Source organism: Bradyrhizobium genomosp. III, from assembly GCF_000261705.1.
Classification (GTDB): Bacteria; Pseudomonadota; Alphaproteobacteria; order Rhizobiales; family Xanthobacteraceae; genus Bradyrhizobium; species Bradyrhizobium ottawaense.
In genome coordinates, this window is record NZ_AJQF01000200.1 from 1 (window position 1) to 18024 (window position 18024).

General features: G+C 65.4%; 18 protein-coding genes. 9 read left to right on the plus strand and 9 right to left on the minus strand.

Features of this window, described 5'->3' with window-relative positions; translation table 11 throughout:
* Positions 1 to 579 (plus strand): NnrS family protein (locus tag IC66_RS0117135; RefSeq protein WP_038948439.1); only part of this gene is annotated, 579 nt, incomplete at its 5' end.
* A gap of 3 nt (positions 580 to 582) precedes the next feature.
* Here the strand turns inward: IC66_RS0117135 and IC66_RS0117140 are convergent.
* The gene (locus IC66_RS0117140) at positions 583 to 1617 is read right to left on the minus strand and encodes an AraC family transcriptional regulator (protein WP_038948440.1); all 1035 of its coding nucleotides are present in this window, start codon (positions 1615 to 1617) and stop codon (positions 583 to 585) included.
* Between the two features lie 205 nt (positions 1618 to 1822).
* Between IC66_RS0117140 and IC66_RS0117145 the strand changes: the two genes are divergently transcribed.
* Together IC66_RS0117145 and IC66_RS0117150 are read left to right on the plus strand one after the other, a co-directional pair.
* The gene (locus IC66_RS0117145) at positions 1823 to 2443 is read left to right on the plus strand and encodes a response regulator transcription factor (protein ID WP_038948441.1); all 621 of its coding nucleotides are present in this window, start codon (positions 1823 to 1825) and stop codon (positions 2441 to 2443) included.
* Positions 2444 to 2614: 171 nt separating this feature from the next.
* A complete protein-coding gene (locus IC66_RS0117150; RefSeq protein ID WP_038948442.1) occupies positions 2615 to 4291 on the plus strand; it encodes a mucoidy inhibitor MuiA family protein in 1677 nt (558 codons plus the stop codon).
* Positions 4292 to 4295: 4 nt separating this feature from the next.
* On the opposite strand, the gene IC66_RS0117155 is transcribed toward IC66_RS0117150, so the two are convergent.
* Genes IC66_RS0117155 through IC66_RS48315 form a run of 4 tightly spaced genes read right to left on the minus strand, consistent with a single transcriptional unit; the run spans position 4296 to position 7368 of the window.
* Positions 4296 to 5123 carry a heme ABC transporter ATP-binding protein gene (locus IC66_RS0117155; RefSeq protein ID WP_049806545.1) on the minus strand — a complete coding sequence of 276 codons (828 nt, stop codon included), beginning with the start codon at positions 5121 to 5123 and terminating at the stop codon, positions 4296 to 4298.
* Positions 5120 to 6205, minus strand: coding sequence for a FecCD family ABC transporter permease (locus tag IC66_RS0117160; protein WP_038948445.1), 1086 nt, complete (start codon positions 6203 to 6205; stop codon positions 5120 to 5122). The genes IC66_RS0117155 and IC66_RS0117160 overlap by 4 nt, the downstream gene beginning before the upstream one ends.
* On the minus strand, positions 6202 to 7155 hold the full coding sequence (locus IC66_RS0117165; RefSeq protein WP_038948446.1) for a heme/hemin ABC transporter substrate-binding protein: 954 nt from the start codon (positions 7153 to 7155) through the stop codon (positions 6202 to 6204). Before IC66_RS0117165 ends, IC66_RS0117160 begins: the two co-directional genes overlap by 4 nt.
* Before the next feature lie 6 nt (positions 7156 to 7161).
* Positions 7162 to 7368: a hemin uptake protein HemP gene (locus IC66_RS48315; protein ID WP_028140258.1), complete on the minus strand. Its 207-nt coding sequence runs from the start codon at positions 7366 to 7368 to the stop codon at positions 7162 to 7164.
* A gap of 267 nt (positions 7369 to 7635) precedes the next feature.
* Between IC66_RS48315 and IC66_RS0117175 the strand changes: the two genes are divergently transcribed.
* The 6 genes from IC66_RS0117175 (at position 7636) to IC66_RS0117200 (ending at position 13028) form a co-directional block, all read left to right on the plus strand.
* Entirely contained in the window at positions 7636 to 9984 is a 2349-nt protein-coding gene (locus tag IC66_RS0117175; protein ID WP_038948448.1) for a TonB-dependent hemoglobin/transferrin/lactoferrin family receptor, read from the plus strand.
* 93 nt (positions 9985 to 10077) lie between these two features.
* Positions 10078 to 10410, plus strand: coding sequence for an antibiotic biosynthesis monooxygenase family protein (locus tag IC66_RS0117180; protein ID WP_028140256.1), 333 nt, complete (start codon positions 10078 to 10080; stop codon positions 10408 to 10410).
* 24 nt (positions 10411 to 10434) lie between these two features.
* Positions 10435 to 10950 carry a heme utilization cystosolic carrier protein HutX gene (hutX, locus tag IC66_RS0117185; protein WP_038948449.1) on the plus strand — a complete coding sequence of 172 codons (516 nt, stop codon included), beginning with the start codon at positions 10435 to 10437 and terminating at the stop codon, positions 10948 to 10950.
* 26 nt (positions 10951 to 10976) lie between these two features.
* On the plus strand, positions 10977 to 11747 hold the full coding sequence (exbB, locus tag IC66_RS0117190) for a tonB-system energizer ExbB (protein ID WP_038948450.1): 771 nt from the start codon (positions 10977 to 10979) through the stop codon (positions 11745 to 11747).
* Positions 11748 to 11751: 4 nt separating this feature from the next.
* Positions 11752 to 12198, plus strand: coding sequence for a TonB system transport protein ExbD (gene exbD, locus IC66_RS0117195; protein ID WP_028140253.1), 447 nt, complete (start codon positions 11752 to 11754; stop codon positions 12196 to 12198).
* Positions 12198 to 13028: an energy transducer TonB family protein gene (locus tag IC66_RS0117200; protein WP_038948451.1), complete on the plus strand. Its 831-nt coding sequence runs from the start codon at positions 12198 to 12200 to the stop codon at positions 13026 to 13028. Before exbD ends, IC66_RS0117200 begins: the two co-directional genes overlap by 1 nt.
* Positions 13029 to 13241: 213 nt before the next feature.
* Here the strand turns inward: IC66_RS0117200 and IC66_RS0117205 are convergent, their stop codons facing one another.
* From IC66_RS0117205 to IC66_RS0117220, 4 genes are all read right to left on the minus strand, one after another.
* Positions 13242 to 14597 carry an esterase-like activity of phytase family protein gene (locus tag IC66_RS0117205; protein WP_038948452.1) on the minus strand — a complete coding sequence of 452 codons (1356 nt, stop codon included), beginning with the start codon at positions 14595 to 14597 and terminating at the stop codon, positions 13242 to 13244.
* A gap of 85 nt (positions 14598 to 14682) precedes the next feature.
* Positions 14683 to 15585, minus strand: coding sequence for a carbohydrate ABC transporter permease (locus IC66_RS0117210; RefSeq protein ID WP_038948453.1), 903 nt, complete (start codon positions 15583 to 15585; stop codon positions 14683 to 14685).
* A complete protein-coding gene (locus IC66_RS0117215; protein WP_018317857.1) occupies positions 15578 to 16534 on the minus strand; it encodes a carbohydrate ABC transporter permease in 957 nt (318 codons plus the stop codon). Before IC66_RS0117215 ends, IC66_RS0117210 begins: the two co-directional genes overlap by 8 nt.
* 140 nt (positions 16535 to 16674) lie before the next feature.
* Positions 16675 to 18021: an ABC transporter substrate-binding protein gene (locus IC66_RS0117220; RefSeq protein ID WP_038948454.1), complete on the minus strand. Its 1347-nt coding sequence runs from the start codon at positions 18019 to 18021 to the stop codon at positions 16675 to 16677.
* Between the last annotated feature and the right edge of the window lie 3 nt (positions 18022 to 18024).

Sequence of the window (18024 nt, forward strand, 5' to 3'; positions counted from 1 at the left end):
GTGCCGTTCGGACGCTTCGACGGCGCAGTGATCGGATGCAGCGCGCTCGCGCTCATCTTCTGGATCGTGGCGCCGCTGAATGCCGTCACCGGTGTCCTGATGGCGCTGGTCGGCGGGCTGCATCTGGTGCGGCTTGCGCGCTGGGCCGGCGATCGCACCTTTCGCGAGCGACTGCTGGTGATCCTGCATATTGGCTATGTCTTCGTGCCGTTCGGCTTCATCCTGCACGCCGTCGCGGTTTTCGGAGCGCTGCCGCCAAGCGCCGGCATCCACGCCTGGATGACGGGCGCGGCGGGAACCATGACGCTGGCGGTGATGACCCGCGCGAGCCTCGGCCACACCGGACAGGCGTTGACCGCTTCGCCGGCGACCCAGGGAATCTACGCTGCGATCATCATCGCGGCTCTGGCACGGGTCGCCGCCGTGGTGTTGCCCGCGCACAGCGATCTATTGTTGCACATCGCCGCCTGCGGCTGGCTGGTCGCGTTCCTCGGATTTGCCGTCGCGTTCGGCCCGCTGCTCGCCGGCAGCCGGCGGCGTGCCCTTGCCGTAATGGGCGTGCCTGCTCCGGCGCGCTGAAACTCAAGCTGCGGTCGCCGAAGGCGCATCGGACGGTGTCGGAGGCCGAATGCCCTTGCGCCAGTCGGTGACGGTGCAGCCGAACCGGCCGCGGAACCAGCGTGCCATGGCGCTCTGCGCGGAGAAGCCGAGCTGGGTCGCGATGTCAGCCAGCGGCCGGTCGGGGTCCTCGATCAGCTGGATCACGAGATCGGCGCGTTGCGCATCCAGGATGGCCGAGAAGCTGGTGCCTGATGCGGCCAGATGCCGGTGGATGGTACGGCGGGTGCAGGCAAGATGCTCGGCGACGCGCTCGACGGTGCAGTCGCCGCCGGCGAGCAGGGTCCGCACGACCTCGTCGACCTTCCCTTCCCAACTTGCAGGCCGGGTCTCGATCGCCTCGATCCGCTTGCGCAGATAGCTCGCGATCAGGGGATGCGCGCTCGGGATCCGGCGCTCCATGTCGCGCGCCGAGAGCAGGATCGCATCGTGTTCGGCGTTGAAGGTCACGCGGCAGCCGTAGAATTCGCGATAGCGCTTGCGATCGCGCGGCGGCGGGTAATGCAGGTGGACCTCCTGCGGCCGCCAGTCATGGCCGTACAGCGATTGGATGATGCGGTGGATGCTGCCGAGCACCATGTCGATCGCCTGGCGCGGCGCGCTCGGCCGCCGGCCGCGCAGGTGCAGGGTGGCCGTCACGATCTGCCCGTCGCGTGCAACATCCAGCCGCATGCCGTCATGATGGATGTGGATGAAGCGCGAAAATGCATCGATCGCCTCGCCGACGGTCGCCTGCTCGCGCACGATCAGGCCGACCGCACCGAAATTGGTCAGGCCGCCGCGCTCGGCGAGACGCAAGCCGAAATCTTCGGCGCCGGAGGCCTCCGCCGACAATTCGAGCAGACGGCGCAGGCCGGCGACGGCAATGGGCGTATCGGGCTTGTCGAGGCAGGCCAGCGGCAGCCTGGCCTTGCGCATCATCTGTTTGGGATCGAGCCCGACCGACCGGGCGATCTCCGGGTAATAGCTCAAGCCTGCGCTGCGAACGAGGTCGGTCATGCGAACCGTTCCTGCCAGCCATTCCCGCAGATGTCCCGAAATGTAAAGTTTCTGTCTCGATCCGTCAAATCCAGGAACCGGCCGGAACATACATAGGGGAAACCGAAGCACTGGCGTGAATGCCGTGCTCACGACGGCGCGGCAGGGCGATGCGGCCCGCTTTCCGTCTCGGACCATTTGACCAAGACATTGCTGGATCGGGATTATGCCGGGGAACATGCTTTCCAAGGGCGAGGTATTCGTCATCGACACCGACGCTGCCTCCCGCGAACAACTTTCGACCGCGCTCCAACAGAGCGCCTATGACGTGATCTGCTTCGCTGACGGTGCCTCACTTCTGTCGGAAGCGAAGGCGCGGATGCCGGCCTGCGTGCTGATGGAGCTGCCGCCCGATCGCTCCGGCCTCGACATGCTCAGGCGGCTGCGCGAGGAAAACTGCATGGCACCGGTGCTGGTGACCTCCGCGAATGGCAGCATCGCCATGGCGGTCGACGCCATCAAGAGCGGCGCGGCCGACTTCATCGAAAAGCCGTTCCGCACCCACGACATCGTCGGCCGGATCGATGCCGCCATCGACGAATTTGCGCAGCCCGGCACGAGCCGGCAGCGCTGGCTGCCCGGCTGCGAGCCCTTGACCGAGCGTGAGGGCGACGTGCTCGAGCACCTCGCTGCCGGCCTGACCAACAAGGAGATCGCCCGGCGCATGCATCTGAGCGCACGGACCGTCGAGGGCTATCGCGCCGGCATCCTGAAGAAGGCCGGAGCCAGGAACGTGACCGATCTGCTCCGCCGCATCTTCGGCCAGGGGGCGTCGCCCCAGGTTTAGCGGGCTCGCCACGGGACGACGTTCCGTTCCGCGGCCTTGGTGCCGCCGCCGCGGCGCCCCACGGAAACCCCCATCGAACCAGTTCCTTTCCTGCCGCGTCCAACCATGTTGGCGAGGCATTTGATCGCGCGCGTCCGGCTGGCGGCGCGGCGATACGGCAGGAGGGACTTCATGCGCATCACCGCAGGATATTTGGCAACGACGAGCCTGGTTCTGGTCACCATGGCGGCGTCGTCGCCATCATGGGCCGCCGATCTGGACGCCATTTCGGCGATCGATACGGTCACGGTTTACCCCGATGGTGCCACCGTCACGCGCGTCATCACGGTCGATTTGCCGTCCGGGGATTCGACGCTTGTTGCCAAGGACTTCCCGCTTGGTCTCGATGCCTCCTCCATCCGGGTCGAGGGTGAGGGCGGCGCAAAGCTCACCATCGGCACGATCGATGCGCGGTCGCCTCGCGCCGCGCCGGTCAATCTGCCCGAGCTGGAAAAGCGCATCGAGGCCTTGAACGATCAGCGCGCCGATTTGCAAGGCGCGATCGACTCGGCGAATGCGCGGCGCAAGTTTGCGGAGCACTTTGCGGAAACCTCCCCGGCGGGGATCGGCGACAAGGGCGAGGCGCGGCCGATCGCCGAATGGCGCGCGGCTTTTGCTGCGGTCGGCGAGGAAATTGCGAGCGCCGACACCGCCGTCCGCGACGCCACGCGCAAGACGCGCGAGATCGACCGGCAGATCGCCCAACTCGAGGTCGAGCGCAAGGCCAAGCCGCCGAGCAAGCTCGAGGTTCGCATGGACGTTGCCGCGGCCGCTGCGGTGAAGGCGACGCTGCGCGTGACGTATGCCGTGCGCAATGCGCGCTGGATGCCGCTCTATGACGCCCGGCTCGACACCGGCGCCAAGGATCGCAAGCCGCAGCTCGAACTCATTCGTCGCGCCGAGATCACGCAATCGACCGGCGAGGATTGGTCCAACGTGACGCTCGGCGTCTCCACAACCCGCGTCAGCCGCGGCGGCAGTGCGCCCGAGCTGCATTCGCTGGTCGCGCAATATCCCCAGGTGCCGAAGCCGCTGGCAGCAGGCTCGGTCTCCGATCTGGCGCGGCCCGCGCCGGTCCTGCGCCAGATGCAATCGCCAGCGATGGCCAAGATCGCGGAGGCGGCCGAGCCGCGCGAACGTGCCGACGAGCAGCAGGCAATTGCCGAGATCGGGGATTTCCAGGCGACGTTCAAAATTCCCGGCCGCGTCAGCCTCGGCGCCGCCGAGGGCGCCAAGAGCCTGCGGATTGCAGCGATGACCGTGCCCGCCGACCTCGCGGTCCGCGCCGCACCGGTGCTGGACCCGACCGCCTTCCTCGAGGCCAGCTTCAAGCAGACCGACGACTCGGCTCTGCTGCCCGGCAAGGTCGCGATCTACCGCGACGGCGTCTTTGTCGGCCGCGGCAAGCTCTCCGCTTCCGCCAAGGACGACATCGTGCGGCTCGGCTTCGGCGCCGACGACAAGGTGAGAATCGAGCGCGCCGTGCTCAAGCGCAACGAGGGTTCGGCCGGCCTGCTTGTCACAACATCCAAGACCGATGAGCGTACGTTCAAGACCACCATCCGCAACGGTCATGATTTCCCGATCAAGGTCGCGATCGAGGATCAGTTGCCGGTCAGCGAGAGCGAGGACATCGTCGTCGAAATGCTGCCCGCGACCACGCCGCCGACCGCCAGCAACATCCGTGACCGCCGCGGCGTGCTGGAATGGTCGTTCGACGCCAAGCCGGGCGAAGTCAAGGATATCAACTTCGCCTGGCGCATCCGCTGGCCGAAGGACAAGAGCATGGTGATCGTCCCGGCGGGGTAGGCGGCTAGGCCCTCACCTCTCCCCGCTGGGAAGAGGTGAGGAGCGCCGCCCGCATCGACTGCGGCAGCACGTAAGGCACGCCGTCGTCGCCTTGATGGACGACGGCATCGATCTCGAAGATCTCGCGGATGATCTCGCGGGTGACGACATCCGCGCGCGGGCCATCTGCGGCGAGCTTGCCGCCAGCCAGCACGACCAGCCGGTCGGCGAAGCGGATCGCGAGATTGAGGTCGTGCAGGATCGCGATGACTGCGGTGCCGCCGGCCGCGCGGCGGCGCGCTGCTTCGACGAGGTCGATCTGGTGGCGCAGATCCAGGCTCGAGGTCGGCTCGTCCAGCAGCAGAAGTCCCGGGCCATGCTCGGCTTCGCCGCAGGCGAGCTGCACCAGCACGCGGGCGAAATGGGCACGCTGCTGTTCGCCGCCTGAGAGCGTTGGCAATTGCCGTTCGCGGAAATGGGCTAGCCCAACCTCATCGAGGGCCGCGTCGACGAGCGCGCCTGCTTCACGCGCGCTGCGCTCGCCCGCGCCCATCAGCACGATCTCCTCGACGGTGAAGGGGAAGGTGACGTTGATGTGCTGGGACAGCATGGCGCGGTGCGCGGCAAGCTCGCGGGGCGCATAGCCGCTGATATCCCGCTGCTTCAGGCGCACCTCGCCTGCGTTTGGGCGGAGATCGCCGGAGAGCAACCGCAGCAGCGTCGACTTGCCGGCGCCGTTCGGGCCGATGATCGCGACCATCTCGCCGGCCGCAACCGTCAGGCCGACGCCATCGAGCAGCGTCGCGCGGCCGGCGCGCTTGCTCAAGGCACGCGCCTCGATTGCGGCGCTCATAGCGAGGCCAGCCCGCGCTGCCGCAGCAGGATGAAGAGGAAGACCGGCGCGCCGACCGCTGCGGTCAGAATGCCGATCGGCATCTCCGCCGGCGCCACGATGGTGCGCGCCAGCGTATCGGCGCCGACCATCAGGATCGCGCCTGATAGCACCGAGGCCGGCAACAACAGCCGATGCGCAGGTCCAATGACGAGACGGAGCAGATGCGGCACGACGATGCCGACGAAGCCGATGACACCGCTGATCGACACCGCGACGCCGGTCATGGCGGAGACCATGACGATCGAGATCCGCTTGAGACGCTCGACGTCAACGCCGCCGTGAAAGGCGTCGGCCTCGCCGAGCACCAGGAGATCGAGGCCGCGCGCGATGAAGGCGCAGGCGCCAAGCCCGATGACGAGGATGGGCGCCAGCACGGCGGCCTTGGTCCAGGTCACCCCGCTCATCGAGCCCAGCAGCCAGAACGTGACGTCGCGGAGCTGGCGGTCGTCGGCGATGAACACCAGAAGCCCGATGCCGGCATTGGCGATGGCGGTGATGGCGACGCCGGCGAGCAGGAAGACCGCGATCGAGGTGCGGCCCGAGCGGCTCGAGATGCCGTAGAGGATCGCGGTCGTGGCCAGCGATCCCGCGAATGCCGCGAGCGGCAGGAGCTCGGCCTGGAGGAAGCGCAGCGTCTCGCCGAAGCGCGAATCGGTGAACACGATCGCGCTTGCGGCTGCGAGCGCGCCGCCGCTGGAGACGCCGACCAGCGCGGGATCGGCGAGCGGGTTACGAAACAGCCCTTGCATGATCGCGCCGGCCGCGGCGAGCAGGCCGCCGACCATCGCCGCCGCCGCGATCCGGGGGACGCGGATCGACCACAGCACGAGCTGGTCGCGGGCCGTCATGGCCGTGCTTTCGCCTGATAGGCCGAGTGCGGCAGGCAGGCGGGAGAGGGGAATGCCGGCGGCGCCGAAGCTCAGCGCCACGATCGCAGCGACCGCGAGCACCGCGATCAGGAGAGGGATTGCGAACGATGCGGACCGCGAGCTGGGGCGTCGTTCCGTGCCGCGCGCTTCCGTGCCGATCGCCACCCTCATTGCCGGCAATTCGCCGCCGACAGCGCCGAGGTGAATGCATCGCCCGGTTCGGCCAATGCCGGATAGAGTTTTACCGAGAGATCTCGCGCCGCCGCCGCCGTCCGTGGCCCGAAGCCGAGCAGATAGAGCCCGTCCATTGTGATGAGGCTCTTGTTGGCCGCGACCGACGTCAGGGCGAAGCCGGGATGGGCGTAGATCGCGTCGGCAGGAAGCGAGTCCTTGCCGCGCTCGATCGACAACACCACGTCGGGTCTTGCCGCCGCGATGGCCTCGTCACCGATGATCTTGTAGCCGTCGAAATCGTCGACGGCGTTGGCTGCGCCGGCGAGTTGAATGATCTCGTCGGCCGCGGTCTTGTGGCCGGCGACCATGGCGCGCCCGTTCTGGAGCGACATCACGAACATCACGCGCACCGGCTTGGTCACCTTGGCGCGCAGGGCGCGCAGCTGCGCAAGATCGGCGCCGACCGCGGCGCTGAGGCACGCGGCGCGCGCATCGACACCCATGGCGTGGCCGACCAGTTTTATCTTCTCGATCAGGCCGTCCTCGGAGAAGGTGTCGGGCACCAGCACCAACGGCACCTTCGCCGTTTCCAGGATCTCCATGGTCGCGTGCGGGCCCGAGCCCTGGATCGCCAGGATCAGGGTGGGGTTGAGGCCCAACACGCCTTCGGCGGAGATCTGGCGCATGTAGCCGACATTGGGTTTGTCCTGCAGTGCCGCCGCTGGATAAAGGCTGGTGGTGTCGACGCCGACCAGCCGGCTCTCGAGCCCGAGCGCATAGATGATCTCGGTGATGGCGCCGCCGATCGAGACGGTGCGCGCGAAGTCGGTCACGGCGACGTCGCGATTGCGCGCGTCATGCACGGTGATGCCGGCGGCGTGCGCGGCAGAGGCGACCGCGATCGTGCTGGAGAGCAGGAGGCTTGCGAGGGTGCGACAAAATGTCATTACAGGTTACTTCGTCAGGATCAGCTTGTTCTGCGAGGTCAGGCGAAGCCGATAGCTGTCCTCGCCATGCGCGATGATGATCTCGCGCTCGGCCGCAAACAGCTCGCGACTGTCGATCCGGCTCCCACGCATGGTGAGGGTTCTCGTTGTCGCAGCAGGGCTTCCTGCCGACCCCGCCGCGCCGCCGCTGCTGTCTCCTGATGTTGCTGACATGTAGGCTGTGATGCGCTTTCGAAACTCTGGAGTGCTGCTTGCTTGTTTGTATAAGCGGCACGAAGCGCATTCCAACGGCTGCAATTTACAATCGATATAAACTGCAACCTGATGTCATTGACCGTCAGAGTGTTGCCACGTAACCAATTATGGCGGCGGGGTGACTTGCCCGCGTCTTGAGAAATCAGCCAGCCAGTCGTTCGCGTTGCGAACGCACGCCAGCCAAAAGACCTGAAATAATAGAGTGAAGTGCAGGCTGGGGCTGATATGGCTGACGGGGCTAGGTATTCGCGCGCCTTGATTTTGGGCGCGTCGGTGATTTCATTTGCGGCAATGACGACGGAGAGCGGTCTTGCACAGACCGCCGAGCCGCAGGCTGAACGCGCGTCGACGGAGCGGCCGAAGCAGGCCAAGCGCAAGCCGACCAAGCCGCTGGTCGCGCAGCAGGCAGCGCCGGAGGTCCTCAACGCCCGAGCCCAGGCCGGCGGCACCGCGCCGGTTCAGACGCTCGACACCATCACGGTCGCTGCAACGAAAACCAAGGAGCGCGCGATCGATGCGCTCGCGCCGGTCAGCTCCATTTCGCTCGACCAGATCCAGGGAATCCAGCCCAACCGGCTGTCGGGCATCTTCTATGCTGTCCCCGGCGTGTCGTTCCAGGAGCGCGGTGACGATCCCGCGACCGTCATCAACATCCGCGGCCTGCAGGAGTTCGGGCGCGTTGCGGTGGTCGTCGATGGTGCGCGGCAGAATTACCAGCGCACCGGTCATAACGCCAGCGGCTCCTTCTTCCTCGATCCTGAATTGGTCGGCGGCGTCGACGTCGTGCGCGGCCCGACCGCCAACATCTACGGCTCCGGGGCGATCGGCGGCCTGGTCTCGTTCCGCACCAAGGACATCGACGATGTGCTGCGTCCCGGCGAGCGCTGGGGCGTCGATCTCTCGGGCTCCTATGGCTCCAACAACAATCGCGGCCTCGGCTCGGTCTTCGGCGGCGTACGCGCCACACCGGACGTCGATATCTTCGGCGGCGCGGTCTATCGCACGCAAGGCAATTACAAGGACGGCAACGGCACCGAGATCGGCAACACCGGCAACCAGGTCGAGAGTGGCCTGATGAAGCTCACGGTGCGTCCCGCCCTCGGCCACGAGGTCAAGTTCGGCGCCATCTTCCAGGACTATCAATACGATGTCGGCCAGTTCAACAGGGGCCCCGTCGCGACCGCCGCCCAGCGCGCGCTCTATCAGGGCTCGTCGGTCTACGCCTCCGATGCCAAGAACTACACCGGCACGATCACCTGGAATTACGCGCTGCCGAGCGACAATTTGTTCGACTGGCACATGTCAATCTATGGAAACCGCGTCGATAACGACCAGACCAAGACCTACCACTATTCGACCTCGGGTGCGGCTTTGTGCGGCACCGGCAATTTCGGCAACAACATCTCCGGCTGCGTCGGCGACAAGCGCGGCTATGTCCTCAATACCTACGGCATCGACGCCAACAACACCACGCGGTTCAACGTCGGTGACTGGCGCAACGCACTCACCGTGGGCTTCGATGCGTTTCAGGACGATGTGATCACGACCGACAGCCGCGGCAATTCCAACATCACCACGCCGAGCGGCATCCGCACCGTGTCGGGCGGTTTCCTGCAGTTGAAGCAGAACTACAGCACCTGGTTCGAGGCCGTGAGCGCGATCCGTTACGATCGCTACGATCTGGAGTCGGGCAAAACCAACGGCAGCGGCGACCGCTTCTCGCCGAAGATCACGCTTGGCGTCACGCCCGTTCCCGGCTTCCAGCCATATGTCAGCTACGCCGAAGGCTATCGCGCTCCCTCGATCACCGAGACCGTGATCTCAGGCGCGCATGCGACCGGTGGCGGGCCGGCCTTCTTCCCCTGTCCTGACGGGACCGTCGGCTTGTTCTGCTTCCTGCCCAATCCGAATCTTCGTCCCGAAGTCGGCAAGAACAAGGAAGTCGGCATCAACCTGAAGTACGACAACATCTTCAGCGCCAGTGACTCCTTCCGCGGCAAGATCAACCTGTTCCGCAACGACGTCAGCGATTACATCGACCTCGTCGCCTCGACGCCGGTCCCGACCGGGTTTGGCTCGTTCAGCCAGTTCTACCAGTACCAGAACATCGCGCAGGCCCGCATCCAGGGTTTCGAGGCGGAGACGATGTACGATGCCGGCAGCTGGTTCATCGGAGTCGCCGGTCACTACATCCAGGGCAAGAACGCCGTCACCAATGTCGGGCTCGCGACCATCACCCCGCGCAAGGTCGTCACCACCGGCGGCGTCCGCCTGCTCGACCGCACGCTGATCCTGACGGCGCAATGGGCCTCGTTCGGTGCCAACAACGACGTACCCGCCGGCTATTTGCCCGCGACCGGGTACGAGCTGGTCAATCTGTACATGACCTACAACGCGACGAAGGACATCGTGTTCTCGGCGTCGATCGACAATCTCTTGAACCAGTACTACCGGCCTTACGCCATTCCCGGCACGTCGACCGACGGCACCACGCAGAACGACGTGCTGTGGTCGAGCCCCGGACCGGGCCGGGTCTACAAGGCCGGCATGAAGATCCATTTTGGAGGTGCGTAGCGCCAGCTTCGCAGCACCACATCTCCGCCGGGCCGCGCTGATGCTCCAGCGCGGCTCCGGCGCGTTTCGTTTTGATCAGAAGGAGAGACTTTGATGTTCATCGCCATGAATCGTTTCCAGGTGAAGAAGGGCGCGGAGACCGCGTTCGAAACCGTCTGGGCCACCCGTGAATCCTATCTCGGCAGCATGCCGGGCTTCGTCGAGTTTCACCTGCTGAAGGGCCCGGAGGCCGAGGACCACACGCTCTATTCGTCGCACACCACCTGGGTCGACAGGGCGGCGTTCGAGGCCTGGACGCGCTCGGACCAGTTTCGTCGTGCCCATGCCCGCGCCGACAACTCGACCGGCGAGAGCCTGTATCTCGGCCATCCCAAGTTCGAGGGCTTTGAGGTGATCCAGAGCGAGCGCAAGGCCGCGGCCGCCTAGATTGCAATGGCAGAGGAGCCGGACATGTTGAGTACCGATCTTGCCGATCTCAAGGTCCATATGGCCGACAATCCGGGCGCGGTGATCGAGGACGTTGCGCGCGAGCGCAAGGTCAGCCCGCGCAGCGTGATCGAGGCGCTGCCATCCTCCATGGTGCACATTGGCCGCGGCGAGCATTTTGCCGCTGCCATGCAGGACATCGCGGAGTGGGGCGAGGTCACGCTGATCGTGCACACCGATGATGCGATCTTCGAGTTCACGGGCGCTGTTCCTGCGGGCGAGATCGGCCGCGGCTATTTCAACCTGATGCAGCCGAAGGGTCTGCACGGCCATCTTCGCCACGAGCGCTGCGCTGGCGTCGCCTTCGTCGAGCGCCCGTTCATGGGCAAATCGTCGGCCTTCATCGCGTTCGTCAACGCCGACGGCGGCATCATGTTCAAGGTCTTCGTCGGCCGCGACGAGACAAGGGCGCTGCGGACGGATCAGCTGGCGCGGTTCCGGCAGCTCGCGGCCCGGATCGCGGCGCAGCCGGCTGCGTAGCTTTCTTTTGTTGTCGGGAGATCAGGATGCAAGGCAAGTCCAGGCTTCGGCAAATGGTCGTTGCAATCGCGCTGGTGCCGACACCGGCCTTCGCGATCGACGAAGCCCTGTTACCGCGCAATCTGTCGCCCTGGGGCATGTTCGTCAGCGCCGACATTATCGTGAAGACGGTGATGATCGGGCTCGCTGTCGCCTCGCTGGTGACATGGACGGTGTGGCTCGCCAAGACCATCGAGCTGCGCCGCAAGGGCATGCTCGCCTTGCAGCGGACGCGCGGGCTCGAAGGCAACATGACGCTGGCTGAGGCATCGTCACGGGCCGGTGACGCGCACGATGCCGTTGCCCAGCTGATCCAGTCCTGCGCCAGGGAAGCCGAGCTCTCGGGCGGCATCCTCGACGACGGCCTTCAGGAGCGGGTGGCGCTGCGGCTCGAGCGGGTGGAGGCGGCGATGTCCAGGCAGATCGCGCGCGGCACCGGCGTGCTCGCGACCATCGGCGCCACTGCGCCCTTCGTCGGCCTGTTCGGGACCGTCTGGGGCATCATGAACGCCTTCATCGGCATCTCCGAGAGCCACACCACCAGCCTCGCGGTGGTCGCGCCGGGCATCGCGGAGGCGCTGCTCGCCACCGCGCTCGGGCTCGTCGCAGCGATCCCGGCGGTCGTGATCTACAATCACCTCGTCCGCGGCATCGCCAATTACCGCGCGTTGCTCGGCGATGCCTCGGCGCAGCTGATGCTGCTGGTCAGCCGTCAGCGCGACCACAGGGAGTTCCGCCTGGCGCGGGCGGCGGAGTAGGCCCATGGGTGCGAAGCTCGGCGCGCGCGCGGGATCGCCGCTCAAGCGCGGTGACCCGGATGATCTCCACGTCGTCAACGAGATCAACGTCACGCCGTTCATCGACGTGATGCTGGTGCTGCTGATCATTTTCATGGTGGCAGCCCCACTCGCCACCGTCGATATCGGTGTCGAGCTGCCCGCGACCGCAGCCGAGCCGGCGCCGCGGCCGGACAAGCCGACCTTCGTGACGGTGAAGCCGGATCTCACAATTGCCGTTGGCGAGGACACGATGGCCCGCGACGGTCTCGCCGCCGCCCTCGATGCCGTCATCAAAGGCCGTAAGGACGAGCGCATCTATCTGCGCGCCGACAAGGCCGTCTCCTACGGCGACCTGATGGAGGTGATGAACACCCTGCGTAACGCCGGCTACCTCAAGGTCGCCCTCGTCGGCCTCGATGGACGCAACTGATGGCCGCGAACGCCTTTGCCCTGCACGAGCCGCTTCGAGAGCGCGAGACCGCGCGCTGGGGCGCATCGGCGGCGGTGGTCGTGATGTTGCATGTGGCTGTCGCGCTGCTTGCGGTGAATTGGATCAGGTCGCAACCGGAACAGGGCGTCAGCCTCCCGGCGATCATGGTCGACATGGCACAGGTGACCTCGGCGCCGCAGTCGACGCAGGATGATGTTGCGCCGGGACCGGTGATGCAGGAGGCCGACGCCTCGTCGCCGGAGCCCGTGCAGCAGCAAATGGCTGAGGAGACGATCGCGCCGACGCCGCCGCAGGAGAAGCCGGATGTCGTGGCGCCGCCGGAGCAGAAGCCGGAGCCGACACCTGCCAGGCCGGAGCCCGCGAAGATCGTGCCGGTCGAAAAGCCGGCCCCGGTGAAGCCGAAGGTGGTTCGCCGCGAGGCCAAGAAGCCCTCGGAGGCGACCCCCGCGCCGCGCACCAGCGCAGCCCCGCGGGCCGAGCGCGAGGCGCCGATGGCATCGGCCCCGAGCGCCGGCGCGGCGGCCTCCGTGATTGCATCCTACAATCAACGCGTCCGCGCGCATTTGATGCGCTTTCACCAATATCCCAGCGGTGGCGGCGGTCAGCGCGGCGTTGCCAGGCTGAGCTTCACCCTCAGCCGCAGCGGGCAGGTCACGTCCAGCCGTATCGGCGGCTCGTCCGGCGTTGCCGCTTTCGATGCCCAGGCCATGTCGATGATCCGCCAGGCCTCGCCGTTTCCGCCGGTGCCAGACGAGATCAAGAATGGGTCGATGAGCTTTTCGATCCCCGTGGAGTTTACGGTGAGGTAGTCGGCCGTCCCAACAAACTCAGCCGTCGTCCCGGACAAGCGCGCCCTAAGCGCGCGCAGATCCGGGACCCATAACCACAGGGGAGCGTTTGGCGAAGATTCGTCGCCACCATCTCGTGCCACAACCCCGCCTGGGGTTATGGGTCCCGGATCTGCGCTTGCGCTTGTCCGGGACGACGGCGGAGTTTGTGGCGGCTGAAGAGCGACCGTTGCCCTATTTCGCCTTCAGGAAATCCGCGACCTCGAGCAGCATGAACTCGTCGTCATCGGCCTTGTTGGGATCGCGGCTGGAGGAGAACGGCAGATTGTTGTCGTTGCCGACGATGATGTGGGTGTCGTCGACGCGATCGACGTTCTCGATGGTGAAGAACGGGAAGGTGTAGACGCCGTCGTTGAGCGGCTTCCTCGCCTTCTTGTCGGGATCCTTGATCTTCAAGAGGTCGATATAGCCGATCTTGCGCACGGGCTTGCCGACATTGGCCTCCGTGAGCTCGATCTTGTAGATGCGCTTGAACTTGGCGAGATCCGGGAAGCAGTTCTCGCCGCGCTGGCCTTGCGGGCAGGCCTTGTCCGCCGTGCCTTCGCCGTTGTCGCGCTCGATGATGAGGCCGGAGGCCTGATCGATCATGTTGAAATCGCCGATGGCGTTGCCGTTTTGCTCGAACACATACTGCCAGTAACGGCCGGTGAACTTCTCCGCAGCGACGTCGAATTCGAGGATGCGGGAGGCTTCCTTGCCGTCGACCTTCTCCCAGTCCTTCTTCTCGGCGTCCCACAGCGGTCCCTCGAGCAGGCCGTAGAGGAACTTGCCGTCCTTGGAGGACGCAAAGCCCTCATAGCCCTTGGAGCGGCGGAGGTTGACGTTGGTGTAGGTCGCGCCCGGCGCGCCCGGCGTCGCCACGGCCCAACTGTCCGGCGACCGCACCGGCTTGCCGTCAGCAACCGTATCGAACACGGCCAGGATCTTGCCTGATTTGTCGGTCTTCAGGATGTAGGGACCGAACTCGTCGCCGATCCAGAAGGTCTCGCCGATGATCTGGAAGCCTTCGGTGTCGAAGTCGGAGCCGGTGAGATAGCGCTTCTGCGTGTCCTCGTGCACGATGCGGAACGGGACCTTTTTGTCGAGATCGTGCAGGAAGATCGTCTCCAGCCGCTCGATTTTGCCGCCGGCCCAGTCCATCTTGTAGCGGTTGAGGTACAGCATCGAATCCGGCGAGTTGGCGCGCGCGCCCATGCCGTTGTCGGTGATGACCCAGAAGCTGCCGTCGGGCATGGTCTTGATGCCGGAATGGCCCTGGAGCGGCTGGCCCTTGAACGGCAGCGACACGCCGGTCGCGCGCTCATAGGACTTGCCCATCACGGTGCCGAGCGCGTCGACCCGCTTGCCGGTGGTGTATTTCCCTGAAGTCTTGAGATCGGCGGGGGCATCGGCGGGGGCGTCGATGAACGTGGCGGCCGGCATCACCACGTGGCCGGCGAGCTTGGCGGGGAATTCACCTTCGCTCTGCGCGAGCGCTGGGCTCACGGCGAGAATGATCGTTGCGACGGTGGCAAGAAAAGTCGCGTGCATGTGCGTCTCCTGTTGGCGGACGCACGCGTTATGCGGATCGCGTGTTGCAGTTTTGTGAAACCGGGCCAAACGCCGCAGCCGCGATCTACTCCTTTACCGCGCCGGTCAGCGAGGACACGTAGTAGTCCACGAACAGCGAGTAGAAGATCGCGACCGGCAGCGAGCCCAGCAGCGAGCCTGCCATCAGCGCCCCCCATTGGTAGACATCGCCGGTGACGAGCTCGGTCAGGATTGCGACCGGCACGGTCTTGTTGGCGCCGCTCTGGATGAAGGCGAGCGCGTAGATGAACTCGTTCCAGGACAGCGTGAAGGAGAAGATGCCGGCGGAGATCAGCCCGGGCACCGCGAGCGGCAGCGTGATCCGTCGCAGGATCTGGAGGCGTGTTGCGCCGTCCACCAGCGCGCATTCCTCGAGCTCGTAGGGGATCGACTTGAAGTAGCCGATCAGCAGCCAGGTGCAGAACGGCACCAGGAAGGTCGGATAGACCAGGATCAGCGCCAGCGGTGAGTCGAACAGGCCGAACTGCACAACGACGGTGGCGAGGGGAATGAACAGGATCGACGGCGGCACGAGATAGGCCAGATAAATGCCGAGGCCCACATAAGGACTGCCGCGGAAGCGCAGGCGCTCGATCGCATAGGCAGCGAGCGTGCTCGCGATCAGGGACAGCGTGGTCGAGCCGATCGCCACCAGCATCGTCGTCTTGAGCCAGCGCGGATAGGCAGTGTCGAACAGCAGATGCTTGATGTGGGCAAGCGTCGGCGAGGAGATCCAGAACGGATTGTGGTCCTTGTAGTTCATCAGCTCCGCGTTCGGCTTGAACGAGGTGATCGCCATCCAGTAAAACGGGAACAGCAGGATCAGCACGAAGCAGCCGAGCGGCAGATAGATCATCATCAGCCGCCGCAGCCCGGAATCCCAGGCCATGGTGTCAGGTGCCGCTTTCGCGTCGGCCACAGTGGCGGTTTGCGCGACGGTATCAGTCATTGGCCTCTCCCTGCTGCCATTTGCGGCGCGCCAGGCCGAAATAGGAGAACAGCGTCGCGAAGATCAGGAACGGGATCATCGACACCGCGATCGCCGCACCTTCGCCGAGCTCGCCGCCGGCGATGCCGCGCTGAAACGCCAGCGTCGCCAGCAGATGGGTCGAGTTGACCGGCCCGCCGCGGGTGATGGCGTAGACCAGCTGGAAGTCGGTGAAGGTGAAGATGATCGAGAAGGTCATGACGATGGCGAGGATCGGCATCATCATCGGGAAGGTGATGTAGCGGAAGCGCTGCCAGGCGCTGGCGCCGTCGAGCATCGCGGCCTCGTAGAGCGAGGGCGAAATGGTCTGCAGGCCGGCGAGCAGCGAGATCGCGACGAAGGGAATGCCGCGCCAGATGTTGGCAGCGATCAGCGAGAAGCGCGCCGGCCAGGGCGAGCCGAGGAAGTCGACATTGCCCGACCGCCAGTGCAGCACGTCGACCAGCAAATAGGAGATGATCGAGAACTGCGGATCGTAGATCCACCAGAACGCCAGCGCCGAGAGCACGGTCGGCACGATCCAGGGCAGCAGGATGATCGCACGCAGGATGCTCTTGAACGGAAAATGGTTGTTGAGCAGCAGCGCGAGCCAGAAGCCGAGCGCGAACTTCCCGAAGGTCGCGATGCCGGTATAGACCACGCTGTAGAACACGGCGTTCCACCACAAGGGATCGGTGAGCAGATACTGGAAATTCTCCAGGCCCACGAAGACGCCGCGCCGGCCGATCGTGGTGTCGGTGAAGGCGAGCCAGATGCCGAGGCCGAGCGGATAGGTCAGGAACACCGAGAGCAGCCCGATCGCGGGCGCCAGGCACATCACGATCAGGAACGGCTTGTAGTCGAACAGCCGCACCAGCCAGTTCGGCTGCCGCTGGGCAAGTACGGGAGAGGAAAGTGTCGTCACGGACATCAGTGTGTTGTCCTATCGTTGAACGTCACCACACCGTCATTGCGAGCGAAGCGAAGCAATCCAGTCTGTCGCCGCGGCTGCAGTCTGGATTGCTTCGTCGCAAGTGCTCCTCGCAATGACGACGGCTCTATCGTCGCGCGTTACCGCTGCCGCCGGAAGTACCGCTTGCAGCGCTGCTCGGCTTCCGCGGCCGCGGCCTCCGGCGTGGCCGCACCGGTCGCAACGGACGCGCACATCTGAATCAGCACGTAGTCGGCGCTGACGGCTCCGGTCGCCGTCGAGATCGGGCCCTTGTAGCCGTCATAGTAAGTGCTGTTCATCGTGTCCTTGAACAGCTTCACCTTGGGATCCTGCGACCACACCGCGGCCTCGGCATAGGCGGCCAGCGGCTGCGACCAGTAGCCGGAATTGGCATTGAGCCAGGGCTCGTACTGGTCCTTTTCCAGCATGTATTGCAGGAAGGCCTTTGCGGCGTTGGGGTACTGGCTGTGCTTGAACACCATCGCGTTGAGTGTCAGGCCCGCCATCGGAGAGACCTTGGCCAGGCCCTTGGGCAGCAGCTGATGCTCGCTGTCCTCGGCGATCGCCTTGGTCGCCGGGTCGTTCTTGAGCGAGAAGTACAGCGAGACGCCGTTGGCGGTCAGGGAGATCTCCTGCGAGGAATAGGCGCGGTTGTTGCTGACGTCGTTCCACGACGGCGTGCCGGCGATGAAGGTCGGGTAGATCTGCTTGACCCAGTTCAGCGCCGCGATGGTCTCCTTGCTGTTGATGACGACATTGCCTTCCTCGTCGAGCAGGGAAGCATTGTGCGACCACAGCGCCCAATTGGCGAAGCCGTTGCCGTCGCCCTTGGCGTTGCCGAGCGCGAAGCCGGCTGGTTTGCCGGCCTTGTGCAGCTTCTGGCACAGGTCGAGGATTCCGGCATGGTCTTCCGGCACCCTGTCGAAGCCGACCGATTGCAGGATCGACTTGCGGTAGATCAGGGGCCCTGCGGTTGCACCGAACGGCAGGCCGATCCAGGCGTCGCTCTTGTTCTTCTTGCCGTAGCGCTGCGCAAGCGGCAGCCAGCCGCCATAGCGCTTGCCGACATAGTCGGCGACGTCGGTCAGCTCGATCAGCTTGTCGACGTAGATGTGGGGAGCGTCGGAGAAGCCGATGATGATGTCGGGGCCCGCGCCGGAGTTCGAGGTGACCGCGGTCTGCTGGTTGATGTCCTCCCAGCCGACGAAATCGACCTTGACCTCGACGCCGGTCTCCTTGGTGAACTTTGCTGCATTGGCACGGAACACGTCCTCGTCGGCCTGGACGAAGCGCACCGGGCGCAGCATGCGCAAGGATGCGCCCTTCTCGATCGCAAGCTTGGGCGCCGCCACGTCGGCGGCCTTGATTGTCGATGATGTTGTTTGCGCTGCAGCACCGGTGGCCGCGAGCGTTGCAGCGGACAGGCCCAGCGCCAAGGCATCACGACGTGTGATGTCGTTCCTCATCAG